This is a genomic window from Sinimarinibacterium arenosum (assembly GCF_005047655.1).
Classification (GTDB): Bacteria; Pseudomonadota; Gammaproteobacteria; order Nevskiales; family Nevskiaceae; genus Solimonas.
The window spans coordinates 106,245-120,945 of sequence record NZ_SUKF01000010.1; the positions used below are offsets into that span (position 1 = coordinate 106,245).

Annotated in this window: 18 protein-coding genes; 11 read left to right on the plus strand and 7 right to left on the minus strand. The window is 61.4% G+C overall.

Features of this window, described 5'->3' with window-relative positions; genetic code table 11:
• Positions 1-30 precede the first annotated feature (30 nt).
• Together rpsI and rplM are read right to left on the minus strand one after the other, a co-directional pair.
• Positions 31-429: a 30S ribosomal protein S9 gene (gene rpsI, locus E4T66_RS19140; protein ID WP_136851306.1), complete on the minus strand. Its 399-nt coding sequence runs from the start codon at positions 427-429 to the stop codon at positions 31-33.
• Between the two features lie 14 nt (positions 430-443).
• The gene (rplM, locus tag E4T66_RS19145) at positions 444-872 is read right to left on the minus strand and encodes a 50S ribosomal protein L13 (protein WP_136851308.1); all 429 of its coding nucleotides are present in this window, start codon (positions 870-872) and stop codon (positions 444-446) included.
• Between the two features lie 143 nt (positions 873-1,015).
• On the opposite strand from rplM, the gene E4T66_RS19150 reads away from it, so the two are divergent.
• Positions 1,016-2,485, plus strand: a complete 1,470-nt coding sequence (locus E4T66_RS19150; RefSeq protein ID WP_136851310.1) for an SLC13 family permease — start codon at positions 1,016-1,018, stop codon at positions 2,483-2,485.
• Positions 2,486-2,654: 169 nt separating this feature from the next.
• On the opposite strand, the gene E4T66_RS19155 is transcribed toward E4T66_RS19150, so the two are convergent.
• The 3 genes from E4T66_RS19155 to E4T66_RS19165 are packed head-to-tail and all read right to left on the minus strand — an operon-like array spanning position 2,655 to position 5,987.
• Entirely contained in the window at positions 2,655-3,719 is a 1,065-nt protein-coding gene (locus E4T66_RS19155) for a PilT/PilU family type 4a pilus ATPase (protein ID WP_136851312.1), read from the minus strand.
• A 24-nt stretch (positions 3,720-3,743) separates the two neighbouring features.
• Positions 3,744-4,910, minus strand: a complete 1,167-nt coding sequence (locus E4T66_RS19160) for a PilT/PilU family type 4a pilus ATPase (protein ID WP_136851314.1) — start codon at positions 4,908-4,910, stop codon at positions 3,744-3,746.
• Positions 4,911-4,943: 33 nt separating this feature from the next.
• Positions 4,944-5,987: a type IV pilus twitching motility protein PilT gene (locus E4T66_RS19165; RefSeq protein WP_136851316.1), complete on the minus strand. Its 1,044-nt coding sequence runs from the start codon at positions 5,985-5,987 to the stop codon at positions 4,944-4,946.
• Between the two features lie 76 nt (positions 5,988-6,063).
• Between E4T66_RS19165 and E4T66_RS19170 the strand changes: the two genes are divergently transcribed.
• Positions 6,064-6,759: a YggS family pyridoxal phosphate-dependent enzyme gene (locus tag E4T66_RS19170; RefSeq protein WP_136851318.1), complete on the plus strand. Its 696-nt coding sequence runs from the start codon at positions 6,064-6,066 to the stop codon at positions 6,757-6,759.
• A 95-nt stretch (positions 6,760-6,854) separates the two neighbouring features.
• Complete coding sequence (gene rpiA / locus E4T66_RS19175) at positions 6,855-7,517, plus strand: ribose-5-phosphate isomerase RpiA (RefSeq protein ID WP_136851320.1); 663 nt, start codon at positions 6,855-6,857, stop codon at positions 7,515-7,517.
• A 64-nt stretch (positions 7,518-7,581) separates the two neighbouring features.
• Here rpiA and E4T66_RS19180 read toward each other — a convergent pair whose 3' ends face one another.
• Together E4T66_RS19180 and E4T66_RS19185 are read right to left on the minus strand one after the other, a co-directional pair.
• Positions 7,582-7,857, minus strand: a complete 276-nt coding sequence (locus E4T66_RS19180; RefSeq protein ID WP_136851322.1) for an RNA recognition motif domain-containing protein — start codon at positions 7,855-7,857, stop codon at positions 7,582-7,584.
• A gap of 33 nt (positions 7,858-7,890) precedes the next feature.
• Positions 7,891-9,204: a DEAD/DEAH box helicase gene (locus E4T66_RS19185; RefSeq protein ID WP_136851324.1), complete on the minus strand. Its 1,314-nt coding sequence runs from the start codon at positions 9,202-9,204 to the stop codon at positions 7,891-7,893.
• Between the two features lie 263 nt (positions 9,205-9,467).
• Here E4T66_RS19185 and E4T66_RS19190 point away from each other — a divergent pair, with 263 nt between their 5' ends.
• The 8 genes from E4T66_RS19190 (at position 9,468) to E4T66_RS19225 (ending at position 14,686) form a co-directional block, all read left to right on the plus strand.
• Positions 9,468-9,986 carry a DUF4399 domain-containing protein gene (locus tag E4T66_RS19190; protein ID WP_136851326.1) on the plus strand — a complete coding sequence of 173 codons (519 nt, stop codon included), beginning with the start codon at positions 9,468-9,470 and terminating at the stop codon, positions 9,984-9,986.
• A gap of 156 nt (positions 9,987-10,142) precedes the next feature.
• Positions 10,143-11,630, plus strand: coding sequence for an RNA polymerase factor sigma-54 (locus E4T66_RS19195; protein ID WP_136851328.1), 1,488 nt, complete (start codon positions 10,143-10,145; stop codon positions 11,628-11,630).
• 31 nt (positions 11,631-11,661) lie between these two features.
• Entirely contained in the window at positions 11,662-11,982 is a 321-nt protein-coding gene (hpf, locus tag E4T66_RS19200) for a ribosome hibernation-promoting factor, HPF/YfiA family (protein ID WP_136851330.1), read from the plus strand.
• A gap of 90 nt (positions 11,983-12,072) precedes the next feature.
• A complete protein-coding gene (locus E4T66_RS19205) occupies positions 12,073-12,534 on the plus strand; it encodes a PTS sugar transporter subunit IIA (protein WP_136851332.1) in 462 nt (153 codons plus the stop codon).
• Positions 12,535-12,550: 16 nt separating this feature from the next.
• Complete coding sequence (locus E4T66_RS19210; RefSeq protein WP_136851334.1) at positions 12,551-13,120, plus strand: hypothetical protein; 570 nt, start codon at positions 12,551-12,553, stop codon at positions 13,118-13,120.
• On the plus strand, positions 13,117-14,013 hold the full coding sequence (gene rapZ, locus E4T66_RS19215) for an RNase adapter RapZ (RefSeq protein ID WP_136851336.1): 897 nt from the start codon (positions 13,117-13,119) through the stop codon (positions 14,011-14,013). The genes E4T66_RS19210 and rapZ overlap by 4 nt, the downstream gene beginning before the upstream one ends.
• The gene (locus E4T66_RS19220; protein WP_136851338.1) at positions 14,010-14,408 is read left to right on the plus strand and encodes a PTS sugar transporter subunit IIA; all 399 of its coding nucleotides are present in this window, start codon (positions 14,010-14,012) and stop codon (positions 14,406-14,408) included. Before rapZ ends, E4T66_RS19220 begins: the two co-directional genes overlap by 4 nt.
• On the plus strand, positions 14,405-14,686 hold the full coding sequence (locus tag E4T66_RS19225) for an HPr family phosphocarrier protein (RefSeq protein ID WP_136851340.1): 282 nt from the start codon (positions 14,405-14,407) through the stop codon (positions 14,684-14,686). The genes E4T66_RS19220 and E4T66_RS19225 overlap by 4 nt, the downstream gene beginning before the upstream one ends.
• Positions 14,687-14,701: the final 15 nt, after the last annotated feature.

A 14,701-nucleotide genomic window follows, 5' to 3' on the forward strand; every position in this document is an offset into this window, starting at 1 on the left:
GACCCACACCGATTCGAGACCGTAACGCGATTAGCGCTTGGAGTACTGAGGTCCGCGACGTGCCTTGTGCAGACCGATCTTCTTACGCTCGACCTCACGGGCGTCGCGGGTGACCAGGCCAGCATCACGCAGCGGCTTGCGCAGGTTTTCGTCGTAGTCGATCAGCGCACGGGTAATGCCGTGGCGGATCGCGCCAGCCTGGCCGTTGGGGCCGCCGCCGGCAACGGTGATCTTCAGGTCGAAGCGGTCAAGCGATTCGGAAATCTCGAGCGGCTGGCGAACCAGCATGCGCGAGGTCTCGCGACCGAAATAGTCTTCGACGGTCTTGTTGTTGATGGTGATGTCGCCCTTGCCGGGCTTCAGGAACACACGTGCCGTTGCAGTCTTGCGGCGGCCGGTGCCGTACTTGTAGTCGACGTTCTTGGACATTGAGCTGGACCGGATCAGAAGTTGAGAACCTGGGGCTGCTGCGCGGTGTGCGGATGCTCGGCACCGGCATAGACCTTCAGCTTGCGGAACTGCGCGTAGCCCAGCGGGCCCTTCGGCAGCATGCCCTTGACTGCTCGCTCGATCGCACGCTCGGGGTACTTCTCCAGCACCTCTTCCAGCGTTTCGCTGCGGATGCCGCCCGGGTACTCGGTGTGACGGTAGTACACCTTGCCCTTGAGCTTGTTGCCGGTGGCTTTCACCTTCTCAGCGTTGACGACGACGATGTAATCGCCGGTGTCGCAGTTGGGGGTGTATTCGGGCTTGTGCTTGCCGCGCAGGCGGCGAGCGACTTCCGTGGCCAACCGGCCGAGTGCCTTGTCCGTTGCGTCAATCACGTACCAATCGCGCTTGACGGTTTCAGACTTCGCGAAGACAGTCTTCATCGGTCCTATCCAATCGTTAGTTATAGTTCAGTTGTACACCGCACAGGCCGCACAACCTCGAAAAAGGGTCGCGGATTGTATCCGTCGCGTCCTCCGGGCGCAAGACGCGCCGAAAAGAACCGTTCCGGGCGCAGGAAACCAAGTTGAACGAAGCCATTGCCGAACCCGAGGGACTGCTGCGACGCCGCCTGGGCCTGGCCTTGGGACCGTTGCTGGCTTTGTCAGTGTACGCCGCATTGCCTGCCACCGGTGACACCGCACTGAGCGAGGCCGGCCGCGCGACCGCGGCGATCGGGGTGCTGATGGCCTGCTGGTGGCTGACCGAAGCGCTGCCACTGCCGATTACGGCGATGTTGCCGCTGGCACTGTTCCCGCTGCTGGGCGTGACGCCGATCGCAACCACCGCCCGGCCTTATGCCGACAGCGTGATTTTCCTGTTCATGGGCGGCTTCATGCTGGGACTGGCCATGGAGCGCTGGGGCCTGCACCGGCGCCTGGCCCTCTCGATCATTCTTGCCGTCGGCACCGCCCCACGCCGGCTGGTCGCGGGCTTCATGATCGCAACTGCCTTCCTGAGCATGTGGATCTCCAATACCGCGACCACGATCATTCTGTTGCCCGTGGCACAGAGCGTTGTCACGCTGATGCTGAATCGCGACGACATCGATCCACTCTCAGCCCGGCGCTTCGCAACCTGCCTGACGCTGTCGATTGCCTACAGCGCCTCGATCGGCGGCGCTGGCACGCTGATCGGGTCCCCGCCGAATCTGGTCGTGGCGAGCTACGCCTCGCAACAGCTGGATTGCGAGATCGGCATGCTGGACTGGATGCGCTTCGGCATCCCATCGGTCCTGCTGATGCTTCCCCTGGCGTGGCTCTATCTAACCCGGATCGCATTTCCCTTCGACGCTCACGCCATTCCCGTCGGACGTGAACAGATCCGCTCGGCCCTGCACGCGCTGGGCCCGATGCAACGCGGCGAGAAGATTGTCGCGGCAGTGTTTTCGACGACCGCCCTCGCATGGATGCTGCGCCCGCAACTCGCCGGCTGGATCGGCATGCCGGGCCTGAGCGACACCGGCATTGCGATCATCGCCGCCAGTCTGCTGTTTCTGATTCCGGTCCGTCGCGGCGTCGCCACGCTGGATTGGGACACCGCGGTGCGCCTGCCGTGGGGCGTGCTACTGCTGTTTGGTGGCGGACTCAGCCTGGCAGCAGCCATCTCCGCTCATCACGTCGACCAGTTCATCGCAGGAACACTCGGCAGCCTCGGTGAGTTGCCGCCGCTGGTGTTGTTGCTGGCCATTGTCGCCCTGGTGATCAGCGTCACCGAGCTGACCAGCAATACGGCGGTGGCCACCACATTCGCCCCCATCCTGGCGGCAGTGGCGCTGGGCCTGGGCGGCTCGCCGATGCTGGCGCTACTGGCCATCGGCATTGGCGCCAATTACGCCTTCATGATGCCGGTAGCAACCCCGCCAAATGCGATCGTCTTCGCCTCGGGGCGGGTCACGATCGGACAAATGGCGCGCACGGGCCTGGTACTGAATTTGTTTGCGATCGTCGTGGTGACCGCACTGGTCTGGTTGGCCGCACCGGGCGTGTGCGAATAGCGCGACGCCTTCGAGCGCCGCCCCAGGTAGGGAATCCACCGGACGTCCCGAAGCGATCAGGGTTGGCTCGCCACGCTCGCGAATTGCCCCGGGGCACTGCCGCGCCCCCAAGAAACTCAAGGCCCCACCCCGCCGGGAAGTCCACTGGACTTCCCGAATTGCGGGGCGTTCACCCGCCGAAGTTGATCTTGGCTTCCAGGTTTGTTCGCGAATCGGCGTTGGTCAGCGCCTCGTCGATTGTGATCGTGCCCGACTTGTAGAGTTTGTATAGCGAGTTGTCGAAAGTCAGCATGCCCTTGTCCGACGACTGATTCATCGCTTCCTTGATCTCGTCGATCCGGCGCGCAAGGATCAGGTCCTGGATATACGGCGTATTCATCATGACCTCCATCGCCGCACAGCGTGTGCCATCTTTGCGTCGCACCAGACGCTGCGAAATGATCGCGCGAAGAGTCATCGACAAATCCATGTACAGCTGGGCGCGCAGCTCTTCTGGATACAGATTGACGATACGCTGCAGCGCTTGGTAAGCGTTGTTGGCATGCAAGGTCGAGATTGCCAGATGCCCCGTATTGGCCAGTTGAAGGCAGGCATCCATGGTCTCGCGCGTACGGATTTCACCAATCAGTATCACGTCCGGCGCTTCGCGCAGCGAACTTTTCAGCGCTCGCTCATAACTGACGGTGTCCTGCCCGACTTCGCGCTGATTGATGATGCTGCGGACATTCGGGTGCAGGAACTCAATCGGATCCTCGATCGTCAGGATATGGCCCTGCATCGTCTCGTTGCGATGATTGATCATCGCCGCCAGCGTGGTCGACTTACCGGAACCGGTAGCGCCAACCATCAGGACCATGCCGCGTTTGTTGAGGATCAATTCCTTCAGAACCGACGGCATGCCATCGATTTCGTCCAGTCGCGGCACACGCGACTTGACGTAGCGCATCACGATGCCCAGTGATCCACGCTGATTGAAAATATTCACGCGGAAACGACCGAGGCCGCCCGCCTCGGTCGCCAGATCGATTTCAAGATGTTCGTGCAGATGCGCCTGCTGCTCCGGCGTCAGAATGCTGAAAGCGAGCTCCTTGATGAACTCGCGCGTCAGCAGCGACTTGCCGATCGGCATCAGCTCGCCTTCGATCTTCAACTGTGCAGGCGCATTGGCGGTGAAGAACAAATCAGAGCCGTTCTTCTCGATGCACAGCTTGAGGTACGGAAGAATCTTCAGCATGCAGGTCTCCGCGCGATCCGTTCGTCAGCGCCGCAGCAGATTGGCCTGATCATCATCCTTCATCTGCATCTTGCGTACACCTTCGTCTTCCAGAATGTTCTGACGCGCACGCTTCGATTCCAGTTTGACTTTGAGCCGCAGCTCATTCTGGGAGTCGGCATTGCGCACGGCTTCTTCATAGCTGATCAATCCGTCCTCGAAGAGGCCGAAGAGGAACTGATCGAAAGTGATCATGCCCTGCTCATTGGACCGCGCCATGACTTCCTTGATCGACGCCACTTCACCCTTGTCGATCAGATCCGCAATCAGCGGTGAATTGATCAGGATTTCCATCGCCGCGACACGCCCGCCGCCTTCCTTGCGGATGAGGCGTTGAGAAATGATCGCCTTCAGATTCAGCGACAGATCCATCAGCAACTGTTCGCGTTTTTCCTCTGGGAAGAAGTTGATGATGCGGTCCAGCGCCTGGTTGGCACTGTTCGCGTGCAGCGTCGCCAGCACCAGATGGCCGGTTTCGGCGAAGTTGACGGCGTACTCCATGCCCTCACGCGTACGGATCTCACCGATGAGAATGACATCGGGCGCCTGTCGCAGCGTGTTTTTCAGCGCGTTTTCCCAGTTGAACGTATCGGTTCCAACCTCGCGCTGGGTGATCATGCATCCGATGTGCGGATGCACGTACTCGATCGGATCCTCGATGGTGATGATGTGCCCGCGGGAATTCCGGTTGCGGTAACCCACCATCGCCGCCAGCGAAGTCGACTTTCCTGAGCCGGTGGCACCAACCATCAACACCAGACCGCGCTTCTCCATGACAATGCCCTGAAGCTGCTGCGGCAGCCCCAGCGCCTCGAAGGTCGGGATTTCAGTGTTGATCGTACGCAAGACGCCGCCAACGCGGTTCTGCTGGACAAAGGCATTGACACGAAAGCGCCCGATACCGGGGGGTGAGATCGCGAAATTGCACTCGTTGGTCGATTCGAATTCTTTGATCTGCCGGTCGTTCATCAGCGAACGCATGATGATCGACGACGTTTCAGGCGGCAAAGGCTTATCCATTACTGGCGTCATCTGTCCATCCACCTTGATCGCCGGCGGAAATCCGGCCGTGATGAACAAGTCCGACGCGTTTTTCTGCTTCATCAACGTCAGCAGCTGTTGCACCAGCTTGACTGCCTGTTCGCGCTCCATCCTGTGTGTTCCTCTGTGTGGTCGGGGCCGCCGCTAGTTGGCAGTGAAGTTACGGGGGTCTGCCGACTTGTAGCGCGCCTCCTCGACACTGGTCATGCCTTTGCGCACCAGATCCCGCAGGCATTGATCCAGGGTCTGCATGCCTTCCTTTTGACCGGTCTGAATCGCCGAGTACATCTGCGCGATCTTGTTTTCGCGGATCAGGTTCCGGATTGCCGGCGTGCCGATCATGATTTCGTGCGCAGCCACGCGCCCGCCACCCTTCTTCTTCAGCAGCGTTTGCGCAATGACTGCGCGAAGCGACTCGGACAACATCGCACGCACCATGTCCTTCTCTGCCGCTGGGAATACGTCGACGATGCGATCCACCGTCTTGGCGGCGGACGAGGTATGCAGGGTGCCGAACACCAGATGACCGGTCTCTGCCGCGGTCAGTGCCAGACGAATCGTTTCCAGATCGCGCATTTCGCCGACCAGGATCACGTCGGGATCTTCGCGCAGCGCTGAACGCAGTGCTTCGTTGAAACCCAAGGTATCGCGATGCACCTCGCGCTGGTTGATCAGGCATTTCTTCGAGGGATGCACGAATTCGATCGGATCCTCAACCGTGAGGATATGCGCGAACTCGTGCTCGTTGATGTGATCCACCATCGCCGCCAGAGTCGTCGACTTGCCCGAGCCGGTCGGCCCGGTCACCAGCACAATGCCGCGCGGATACTCGCAGATGTCCTTGAAGATCGACGGACACTTGAGGTCTTCCAGCGACAGAATCTTGGACGGAATCGTTCGAAACACCGCACCGGAGCCGCGCGAGTGCGTGAAAGCATTGACACGGAAACGCGCCAGTCCGGGAATCTCGAACGAAAAGTCGGTCTCCAGAAACTCATCCCAGGCCTTGCGCTGCTTGTCGTTCATGATGTCATACACCATGTCGTGGACCTGTTTGTGGTCCAGCGGCGGCAGATTGATGCGCTTGACGTCACCGTCAACGCGAATCATGGGTTCAATCCCGGCCGACAGGTGAAGGTCAGATGCCCCCTGTTTGACACTGAAAGTCAGTAACTGCGCAATGTCCATGCGGTCTTTCCGTACTTTGTTGTCTAATGATCAGAGGCGCCAACAGACGTTAAAGGCATTTACACACCGAGGCAACATGCCGTTATCAGCAACAGAGATTGCCGCGAATCTGGAGACCGTGCGTGCGCGAATCCAGCGAGCGTGCCTGGCCGCCGGACGAACGTCGGATGAGGTGACCTTGCTGGCGGTCAGCAAGACCTTTCCCGCCAGTGCGATCCGCGCAGCATACGCCGCCGGACAGCGCGACTTTGGAGAAAGCTATGTCCAGGACTGGCACGAAAAGCGCGACCAGCTGACCGATCTGGCTTGCATCTGCCACTTCATTGGCCCACTGCAGTCGAACAAGACGCGGGAAGTCGCCGAAAGCTTTGACTGGGTCCACAGCGTCGACCGCCTGAAAATTGCCCGGCGGCTGTCGGACCAGCGTCCAGCAGACCTGCCGCCGCTGAATATCTGCCTGCAGGTCAATATTTCCGGCGAAGCCAGCAAGTCCGGCTGCACTCCGCAGGAGTTACCCGCTCTGGCGCAGGCGGTTGCATCCCTGCCGCGTCTGAAGTTACGCGGCCTGATGGCGGTACCCGCTCCCGCGAGCGGCGGCACCGATCCACGGCTCGCATTCCGCCAGCTGCGAACGCTTCAAACCGAACTTCAGCGCACCGGTCTGGCGCTCGATACCTTGTCAGCCGGCATGTCCGACGACCTTGAGGCGGCAATTGCCGAGGGTTCGACGATTGTCCGCGTCGGCACGGCAATATTTGGCCACCGCGGCTAGAACCGAAGTCCGCAATCCCGCTCTGCCGGGTGCTGCAGCATCGGCCACAGATCGCCATACTGACGCCCCTTACCGCCTCTTCTGATTGAATCGACATGTCTCAAGACGCTGCCAAACGCAAAGCCGCCGAAGCCGCCCTCGCCTATCTTGAACCGGGCGAAGTACTCGGCGTTGGTACCGGTTCCACGGTCAACCACTTCATCGATCTGCTGGCCGAACGGAAAAACGATATCGCCGGAGCCGTATCGTCATCGGAGGCGAGCACCGCGCGACTGAAAAAAGCGGGTATCACCGTGCTCGATCTCAATAGCGCCGGCACACTCTCGGTCTATGTCGACGGCGCCGACGAAGCCAACAAGCATCTACAGCTGATCAAGGGCGGTGGCGGCGCGCTGACGCGCGAAAAAATCGTCGCTGCAGCCAGTCGCAAGTTTGTCTGCATCGTCGACGAATCCAAGCTGGTTGGGGTACTCGGCAAATTCCCGCTGCCGATCGAGGTCATCCCGATGGCGCGCTCGTACGTTGCACGTGAACTGGTCAAGCTCGGCGGCCGCCCGGAACTGCGCGCCGGTTTCACCACTGACAACGGCAATGTGATCCTCGACGTCCACGGCCTGGAAATTCTCAATGCAGTCGAGCTGGAAAGCCGCATCAACGGACTGGCCGGGGTCGTCTGCGTCGGCCTGTTCGCACAACGGCCGGCTGACGTGCTGATCGTCGGCGCCGCATCCGGAACTCGCATCCAGACAGCCGCGTAGCCCATACAAGAAAGCCCGCCGGGATCAACATCCCGGCGGGCCTTGAATCACAAATGCGAGCGCCTTAGCGCCGACGGCTACCGCCGCCACGCTTGTTGTCGCGCGGCTGTTCCTCGTTGACCTTCATCGGCTTTCCACGCAGCTCCTTGCCGTTGAGTCCGGCAATGGCCGCGCGCGCTTCATGTCCCTCCATCTCCACAAAGCCGAAACCGCGGCACTTGCCGCTGAACACATCCTGCATCAGCTTGATTGAAAACACGCGACCGAAACCGGTAAAGATCTCGGTGAGCTCGCGCTCGGTGGTGTCTTCGGGCAGGTTTCCGGCGAATATGCGCTTCATGATCTGGCTCCTGGTCGATCGTCTTTCATAGTGTTATCGGGCGGGCCGCTGGGAACGCCCACCGGGCCGCGTCTGCTTGCGATCCGGGTTCGATGTCGGCGCAGCCTTGCTGGGGCCGGACCGCCGTCCACGCCGCTTCTGCGGCGCACGCTCGGCATTGTTTCGCGGCGACGGCGCACCGTGCTCCGACGCTGCCGAACCTGCAGGGCTGGGACGAAAGCCCTCCACTTCATAGGCTTGAATGGTGCGCTTCAGCAGTTTCTCAATCGCGCGCCATTCGTCGTACTCATCCGGGCTGACCAGCGAAACGGCTTCGCCCTGATCGCCCGCACGTCCGGTGCGGCCGATCCGATGAACATAGTCTTCCGGCACCGACGGCAATTCAAAATTCACCACATGGGGCAGCTGGTCGATATCCAGCCCGCGCGCGGCGATATCGGTCGCTACCAGCGTCCGGATCTCGCCCGCCTTGAATTGAGCCAAGGCCTTGGTCCGCGCGTTCTGGCTCTTGTTTCCATGCAGCGCCGCAGCCGGAATGCCGTCGCGATTCAGGCGATCGGTCAGGCGGTTGGCACCGTGCTTGGTGCGGGTGAACACCAGCACCTGCCGCCAGTTGAAGTGTCCGATCATGTACGACAGCAACGCGGACTTGTTGGCCTTGTCGACGAAAATCGAACGCTGCTCGACTGATTCAGCGGCGCTGTTGCGCGGCGCAATGTCGATCGTCGCCGGATTGTGCAGCAGGCCCTGGGCCAGCTTGCGGATATCCGGCGAGAACGTCGCCGAGAACATCAGGTTCTGCCTGCGCTGTGGCAGCCGCTCGATGATCTTGCGGATGTCACGGATGAAACCCATGTCCAGCATGCGATCGGCTTCATCGAGCACAAAAAACTCGACTTTCGACAGATCGACCGTGCGCTGACCGAGGTGGTCCAGCAATCGGCCTGGCGTCGCCACAATCAGATCCGCGCCGCGGCGCAGCGCGTCAATCTGCGGATTGATGCTGACGCCGCCAAAGATCAGCACGGTTCGCAATGCCTTCAGCTGCGCACCATAAGTGCGCACGCTTTCCTCGACTTGCGCGGCCAGTTCGCGGGTCGGCACCAGAACCAGCGCCCGTACCGCACGCCGGCCATCAGCCGCGGGTGCCGCCTGCTGCAGACGGTGCAGCATCGGCAGCGTGAACGCCGCCGTCTTTCCGGTGCCGGTCTGCGCCGCAGCCAGCAGATCATGGCCCGCGAGAATCTCGGGGATGGCACGCTGCTGAATCGGCGTGGGCGTTTCGTAGCCCTGTCCGGCAACCGCGCGTAGCAGTTCCGGGGCAAGGCCCAGATCAGAAAACAACATGAAAAACTCCTGAAAACACGCCCACTTGGACTCGAAGACCGAGGCCCAGGCCGGTTCAGGCTGGATAGATATTTACGGCCTAGCGGCCGAGGGGTTTGCGGCAAGAGGCCCCGTCGAAGAACGGGGCCGGGCGAAGAGCGCAAACCGGTGATGCGCTGCACAAACGGCAGGCAGTATAGCGGCCCTGTGCGGATTCACCTAATCTGTCATGCTAAGGCAAGCAAGGAATGTGCCGATTTTTTGACCAAACCCAGGAGAGACCGATGTCGCGATCCCCGCTGACCCTGTTCCGGTTCGCCGCCAGCACGGCGTTCTTGATTGGAACGATCACCCTCCCCGTCCACGCCGACACCTGGAAGGACCTGAAGGACGTCGCCAAGCAGCAGGCTGCGCAGAAGGCCGAAGAATCGCTGAACCTCCCACAGGCGGCGCCGGCTGGCGCCAAGGTCTATCTGATCAGCCCCAAAGACGGCGACATCGTCACCGGCCCTGTCCATGTCGTGTTCGGCCTCGGCGGCATGGGGGTGGCACCGGCAGGCGTCAATCAACCCAACACCGGCCACCACCATCTGCTGATCGACAGTCCGACCGTCGATTTCGCGCAACCGTTGCCGGCAACTGACCAGATCAAGCACTTCGGCGGTGGCCAGACCGAAACCACGCTGAATCTGGCGCCCGGCACCCATACACTGCAACTGCTGCTCGGTGACTGGAAACATCAGCCGCAAAATCCGGCCCTGATGTCCGACAAGATCACCATCACGGTCAAGGCAGCAAAGTAGGCATGCCGGAATCCAAATGTTCAATGCCGCGGTCACCGACAGGCCCTGCCGGAATCGCCGGCACTGCCTGTCGAGCCGTCGTTTGCACCGTCCTCCGGTCGGGTCAAAGTCCGACTATCAGATAAAGCTCTAGCACTTTCGGGTCGATACACCTTTATGAAGTCTTCACTTGGACTGCGGCTGGGCCAGTCACTGACGATGACGCCAGCGCTGCAGCAGGCGATCCGGCTGCTACAGCTGTCCAGTCTCGATCTGCAGCAGGAAATCGAGCAGGTTCTGGATTCCAACATCCTGCTGGAACGCGACGACGACGACACCGCCGCCGATTCGGCGGACTCGGCGGCCGAAACCAACAGCCCGACGTCGTCATCCAGCACCGAAGACACCGCATCCGGATCGGACGACACGCCCTCGCTCGAACTGCGCGAAGATGCCGAGATCCCGGCCGAGATGCCGGTCGACGCCGATTGGGAGGACGTCTACGACGACCTCCCAATCCAGCCTCGCTCGTCCGACGATGACGAGCTGCGGGATTTCCTTGAGGCCAACCTGCGCCGCTCGATGGGACTGCACGAGCACCTGATTGATCAGGCGCGGATGGCGCCTTTCACAGATCGTCAGGCGCAGATTGCCGAGTATCTGATCGATGCGATCGACGCGGACGGCTACCTGCAGAGCTGGTCCGACCTGCTCCAGCAGATCCACGCACGAAACGGCGCCAGCCCCGAGGAATGCGATGCCGTGCTCGCACTGGTACAGGATTTCGATCCGACCGGCGTCGGCGCACGCGATCTGTCCGAGTGCCTGCGCCTGCAAATCGAAGCGATGCCGGCGCGCACGCCGGGCGCGTTCGCAGCGCTGAAGATCGTCGACGATCATCTGTCGCTACTTGCCCGCGGCGATATCGAAGCACTGGCACGCGCATGCAATGAACCCGTTGCCGAGGTGCACGCCGCACTGACCTTGATTCGCACGCTGCAGCCGCACCCTGGACGTCCTTTCCAGGCCCACGAGTCGGACTACATCACGCCCGATGTTTTCGTTGCCAAGCGCAGTGGCCGCTGGGTGGTGAGCCTGAACCCGGAACACACGCCGCGGCTGAGAATCAATAGCCACTACCAGGGCCTGATCCGGCGCGCGGACAGTTCCCGCGATCAGCAGATGCTCAAGCAGCACCTGCAGGAAGCCCGCTACTTCCTGAACAGTCTCGAAGCCCGCAATGAAACTCTTCTGCGGGTTGCGCAGTCAATAGTTGAAGAACAGCGCGCTTTCCTTGACTATGGACCTGAAGCGATGCGGCCGTTGGTCCTTCGCGATATCGCAGAACAGCTTGGCATACATGAATCAACCGTTTCTCGCGCCACTGCCAACAAGTACATGCTCACTCCGCGTGGGCTCTTCGAACTTAAATACTTCTTCTCGAGCCACGTGCAGACCACCGGCGGCGGCGTCTGCTCGGCAACTGCCATTCAGGCCATGATCAAACGCATGATCACAGCCGAAAACCCGGCGCGCCCGCTGTCCGATGCGACCCTTTCAGAATTGCTGCTGAAAGAAGGCATCCAGGTCGCGCGCCGGACTGTCGCAAAATACCGTGAAGGCCTGGGGATCCCCCCCTCGCACGAACGTAAGCCGCCGGTCTGATAACCGGCATATCCCCAGTCAGGAGGTCACGATGAACCTGAACATCTCCGGTCACCATGTCGACATCACTGTTCCGATGCGCGATTACGTTGTTTCCAAGCTGAAGAGGCTGGAACGGCATTTCGACAATCTGATCAGTGCCGAGGTGGTGTTGAGCGTGGAAAAGCAGCGTCAGAAAGCCGAGGCGACGGTCCATGCCAGCGGCGCCAATCTGCACGCTGAAGCCACCGACGGGGATCTCTACGCGGCAATCGACCTGATGACCGACAAGCTCGATCAGCAGACCCGTAAGCACAAGGAAAAAATGCGCGACCATCATCAGAAGGAAGCGCACAAGCGTATGGAGTCTTGACGCAGGCGCACTAAGACTTCAGTAGAATCACGCTTGCCAGGGCCCGGCCATTACCATGTCCGGGCCCTTTAGCTAGCTCAGGAACCGACAATGAAAATTGCTGAAATCCTCTCCCCGGATCGTGTCAGCCAGGGCCATACCTTTACCAGCAAGAAGAAGGCGCTGGAGGAACTCTCACTGCTGTTGGCTCGCGGCGTGCCCGGCGTTCTGTCCGCGGACATCCTGACCAGCCTGTCAGCGCGCGAAAAACTCGGCAGCACCGGCCTCGGCCATGGTGTCGCGATTCCCCACGGCCGCATGCCGGGCGTAACCCAGAGCGTCGGCGCCTTCATGCGCCTGAAACACCCGCTGGACTACGACGCCCACGACGGTCAGCCGGTTGATCTGGTGTTCGGCCTTCTGGTCCCTCAAGGCGCGACCGAGGCCCACCTGAAACATCTGGCCGCCATCGCCGAGATGTTTTCGGACAATGCGTTCTGCGCGCAGGCACGCGAAGCCGCCGACGAAGGTGCTTTGTTCAAGTTGCTCAGCGCCTATACGCCGGGCGGCTGACCGACAGCGCCGAGCGATGCCGCGCCGCGCCGCTGATCCCTCCGCGACGCTGCATGGCGTCCTGATGCGCGTGCATGGCGTCGGCGTTCTGCTGACCGGCGCCAGCGGCGTCGGCAAAAGCGAACTGGCGCTCGAACTGCTCAGCCGCGGGCATCGTCTGATCGCGGACGACGCCGCCGAATTTTCGATCGAACGTGAAAAAGTGCGCGGGCGTTGCCCGCCACTGTTGCGCGGCTTTCTCGAAGCCCGCAGCCTCGGCATTCTGAACATCGGTCGCCTGTACGGTCGCCGCAGCCTGCTCGACTCAGTCACGCTGGAACTGGTCATCGCCCTGGACCAGGCCGCACAACATTCAGAATCCGGGATCGAACGGCTGTCCGGCCGCAGAAGTCAGTGCCGCATTCTCGGCACCGACATCGAGCAGATCTCGATTCCGCTGCGCCTGGGCCACAATCTCGCTGTACTGGTCGAAGCTGCGTGCCGCGACTACAAGTTGCGACGCGCCGGCTACCGCGCGGACGAAGACATGACGCGCCGGCAGATGTCAGCCATCCGCCGCCAGACCCGGCGGCGCCCTGCGCCATGAAGCTGGTCATCGTCAGTGGCCTGTCCGGCGCCGGCAAGACCGTCGCGCTGAAGCAGTACGAAGACATCGGCTATCACTGCATCGACAATCTGCCGCTGCTGCTGCTCGGCCCACTGTCTCGGCACGGCCTGAAGTCCGCCGATGAACGCTACGAGCGCCTCGCAATCAGTGTCGATGCGCGTGAAAGCCCCCAGCAGATCGCACGCTTCCCACGTTACCTGCAGCGTCTGCATGATCGTGGCATCCAGACGCATGTGCTGTTCCTGCGCGCCGACACGACAGTCTTGCTGCAGCGCTATTCCGAAACACGCCGGCGCCACCCGCTGGCACATGGCGATGTCACCCTCGCCGACGCAATCGAGCTCGAACAATCGCTGCTGTCGCCGATCGCGAATCTGGCCGATGCGACGATCGACACAACATTGAAGAATCTGCATGGCCTGCGCGAGGAAATCCTCTCACAGGTTCCCGGCGGCGGTTCCGGCAAACTGTCGATCCAGTTCGAATCCTTCGGCTTCCGCAACGGCATCCCCACCGACGCCGATTTCGTGTTCGATGTCCGCTGCCTGCCCAATCCGCACTGGGAACCAGAGCTGCGCGCACTCAGCGGTCGCGACGCCCCGGTCGCGGCCTGGCTCGGCCGTGACCCGGCGGTTGTGCGCATGGTCGATGACATTCGCGGCTTCCTTGACCGCTGGCTGCCGGAACTGCGCAAGCAGGATCGCGCCTACCTGACCATTGCCATCGGCTGCACGGGGGGGCAGCATCGCAGCGTGTTCGTGGTCGAGACACTCGCCGCCGATTACGCGGAACGCCTGGATCAGATCACCGTCCGGCATCGTGAACTATGGCGCGGACAACAGCGCCAGAATGATGTGGAGAAGAAAAATTGAGCGTCGGATTGCTGCTGGTCACACACGGCAAACTCGGGCATCACCTGCTCGACACGCTGCACGAAATGATGGGCGAACTGCCGCTGGCGGCGGACGTACTCGAAGTTCGCCGGGTCTCGGCACATGAAGTCCTGATCAGCCAGGGCCGCAAGATGCTTGAGCGACTCGATTCCGGCGACGGCGTACTGGTCCTGACTGACGCGTTTGGCTCAACCCCCAGCAACATCGCCAACAAGCTGCGCCACGCGGGCCCGATCTCGGTCGTCGCCGGCGTCAACCTGCCGATGCTGGTGCGCATCTTCAATTACCCCAGCCTTGATCTCGCAGCGATGACCCGCAGCGCAGTCGAGGGCGGCAGTCGCGGCATCATCGTCTGTCCCGGATCCGATTCATGAAGGAGTCAGCAGTGGAACGCACGGTCACCATCGTCAACCTACTCGGCCTGCATGCACGCGCCGCCGCCAAACTGGTGACCCTGGCCAGCAAATTCGAATCCGACGTCCGTGTACGCAAGGACGGTCGAGAGGTCAGTGGCAAGTCGATCATGGGCGTGATGATGCTCGCCGCCGCCAAGGGCACGCAGATCACCCTCGTCGCCGAGGGCGATGATGCCGGGCAGGCACTGGACGAGCTTGCGCAACTGGTGGCTGCGCGATTCGGAGAAGACGAATGAAATCGCGGATGCCAG

Bases quoted from the DNA above. Each gene is read 5' to 3' on its own strand.
- E4T66_RS19210 (WP_136851334.1), top strand. From the start codon at position 12,551: ATGCCGCGCCGCGCCGCTGATCCCTCCGCGACGCTGCATGGCGTCCTG.
- E4T66_RS19180 (WP_136851322.1), bottom strand. From the start codon at position 7,857: ATGAAGCGCATATTCGCCGGAAACCTGCCCGAAGACACCACCGAGCGC.
- E4T66_RS19170 (WP_136851318.1), top strand. From the start codon at position 6,064: ATGCCGTTATCAGCAACAGAGATTGCCGCGAATCTGGAGACCGTGCGT.
- E4T66_RS19195 (WP_136851328.1), top strand. From the start codon at position 10,143: ATGAAGTCTTCACTTGGACTGCGGCTGGGCCAGTCACTGACGATGACG.
- rpiA (WP_136851320.1), top strand. From the start codon at position 6,855: ATGTCTCAAGACGCTGCCAAACGCAAAGCCGCCGAAGCCGCCCTCGCC.
- E4T66_RS19165 (WP_136851316.1), bottom strand. From the start codon at position 5,987: ATGGACATTGCGCAGTTACTGACTTTCAGTGTCAAACAGGGGGCATCT.
- E4T66_RS19155 (WP_136851312.1), bottom strand. From the start codon at position 3,719: ATGCTGAAGATTCTTCCGTACCTCAAGCTGTGCATCGAGAAGAACGGC.
- hpf (WP_136851330.1), top strand. From the start codon at position 11,662: ATGAACCTGAACATCTCCGGTCACCATGTCGACATCACTGTTCCGATG.
- E4T66_RS19205 (WP_136851332.1), top strand. From the start codon at position 12,073: ATGAAAATTGCTGAAATCCTCTCCCCGGATCGTGTCAGCCAGGGCCAT.
- E4T66_RS19160 (WP_136851314.1), bottom strand. From the start codon at position 4,910: ATGGAGCGCGAACAGGCAGTCAAGCTGGTGCAACAGCTGCTGACGTTG.
- E4T66_RS19185 (WP_136851324.1), bottom strand. From the start codon at position 9,204: ATGTTGTTTTCTGATCTGGGCCTTGCCCCGGAACTGCTACGCGCGGTT.
- rplM (WP_136851308.1), bottom strand. From the start codon at position 872: ATGAAGACTGTCTTCGCGAAGTCTGAAACCGTCAAGCGCGATTGGTAC.
- E4T66_RS19225 (WP_136851340.1), top strand. From the start codon at position 14,405: ATGAAGGAGTCAGCAGTGGAACGCACGGTCACCATCGTCAACCTACTC.
- E4T66_RS19190 (WP_136851326.1), top strand. From the start codon at position 9,468: ATGTCGCGATCCCCGCTGACCCTGTTCCGGTTCGCCGCCAGCACGGCG.
- rapZ (WP_136851336.1), top strand. From the start codon at position 13,117: ATGAAGCTGGTCATCGTCAGTGGCCTGTCCGGCGCCGGCAAGACCGTC.
- rpsI (WP_136851306.1), bottom strand. From the start codon at position 429: ATGTCCAAGAACGTCGACTACAAGTACGGCACCGGCCGCCGCAAGACT.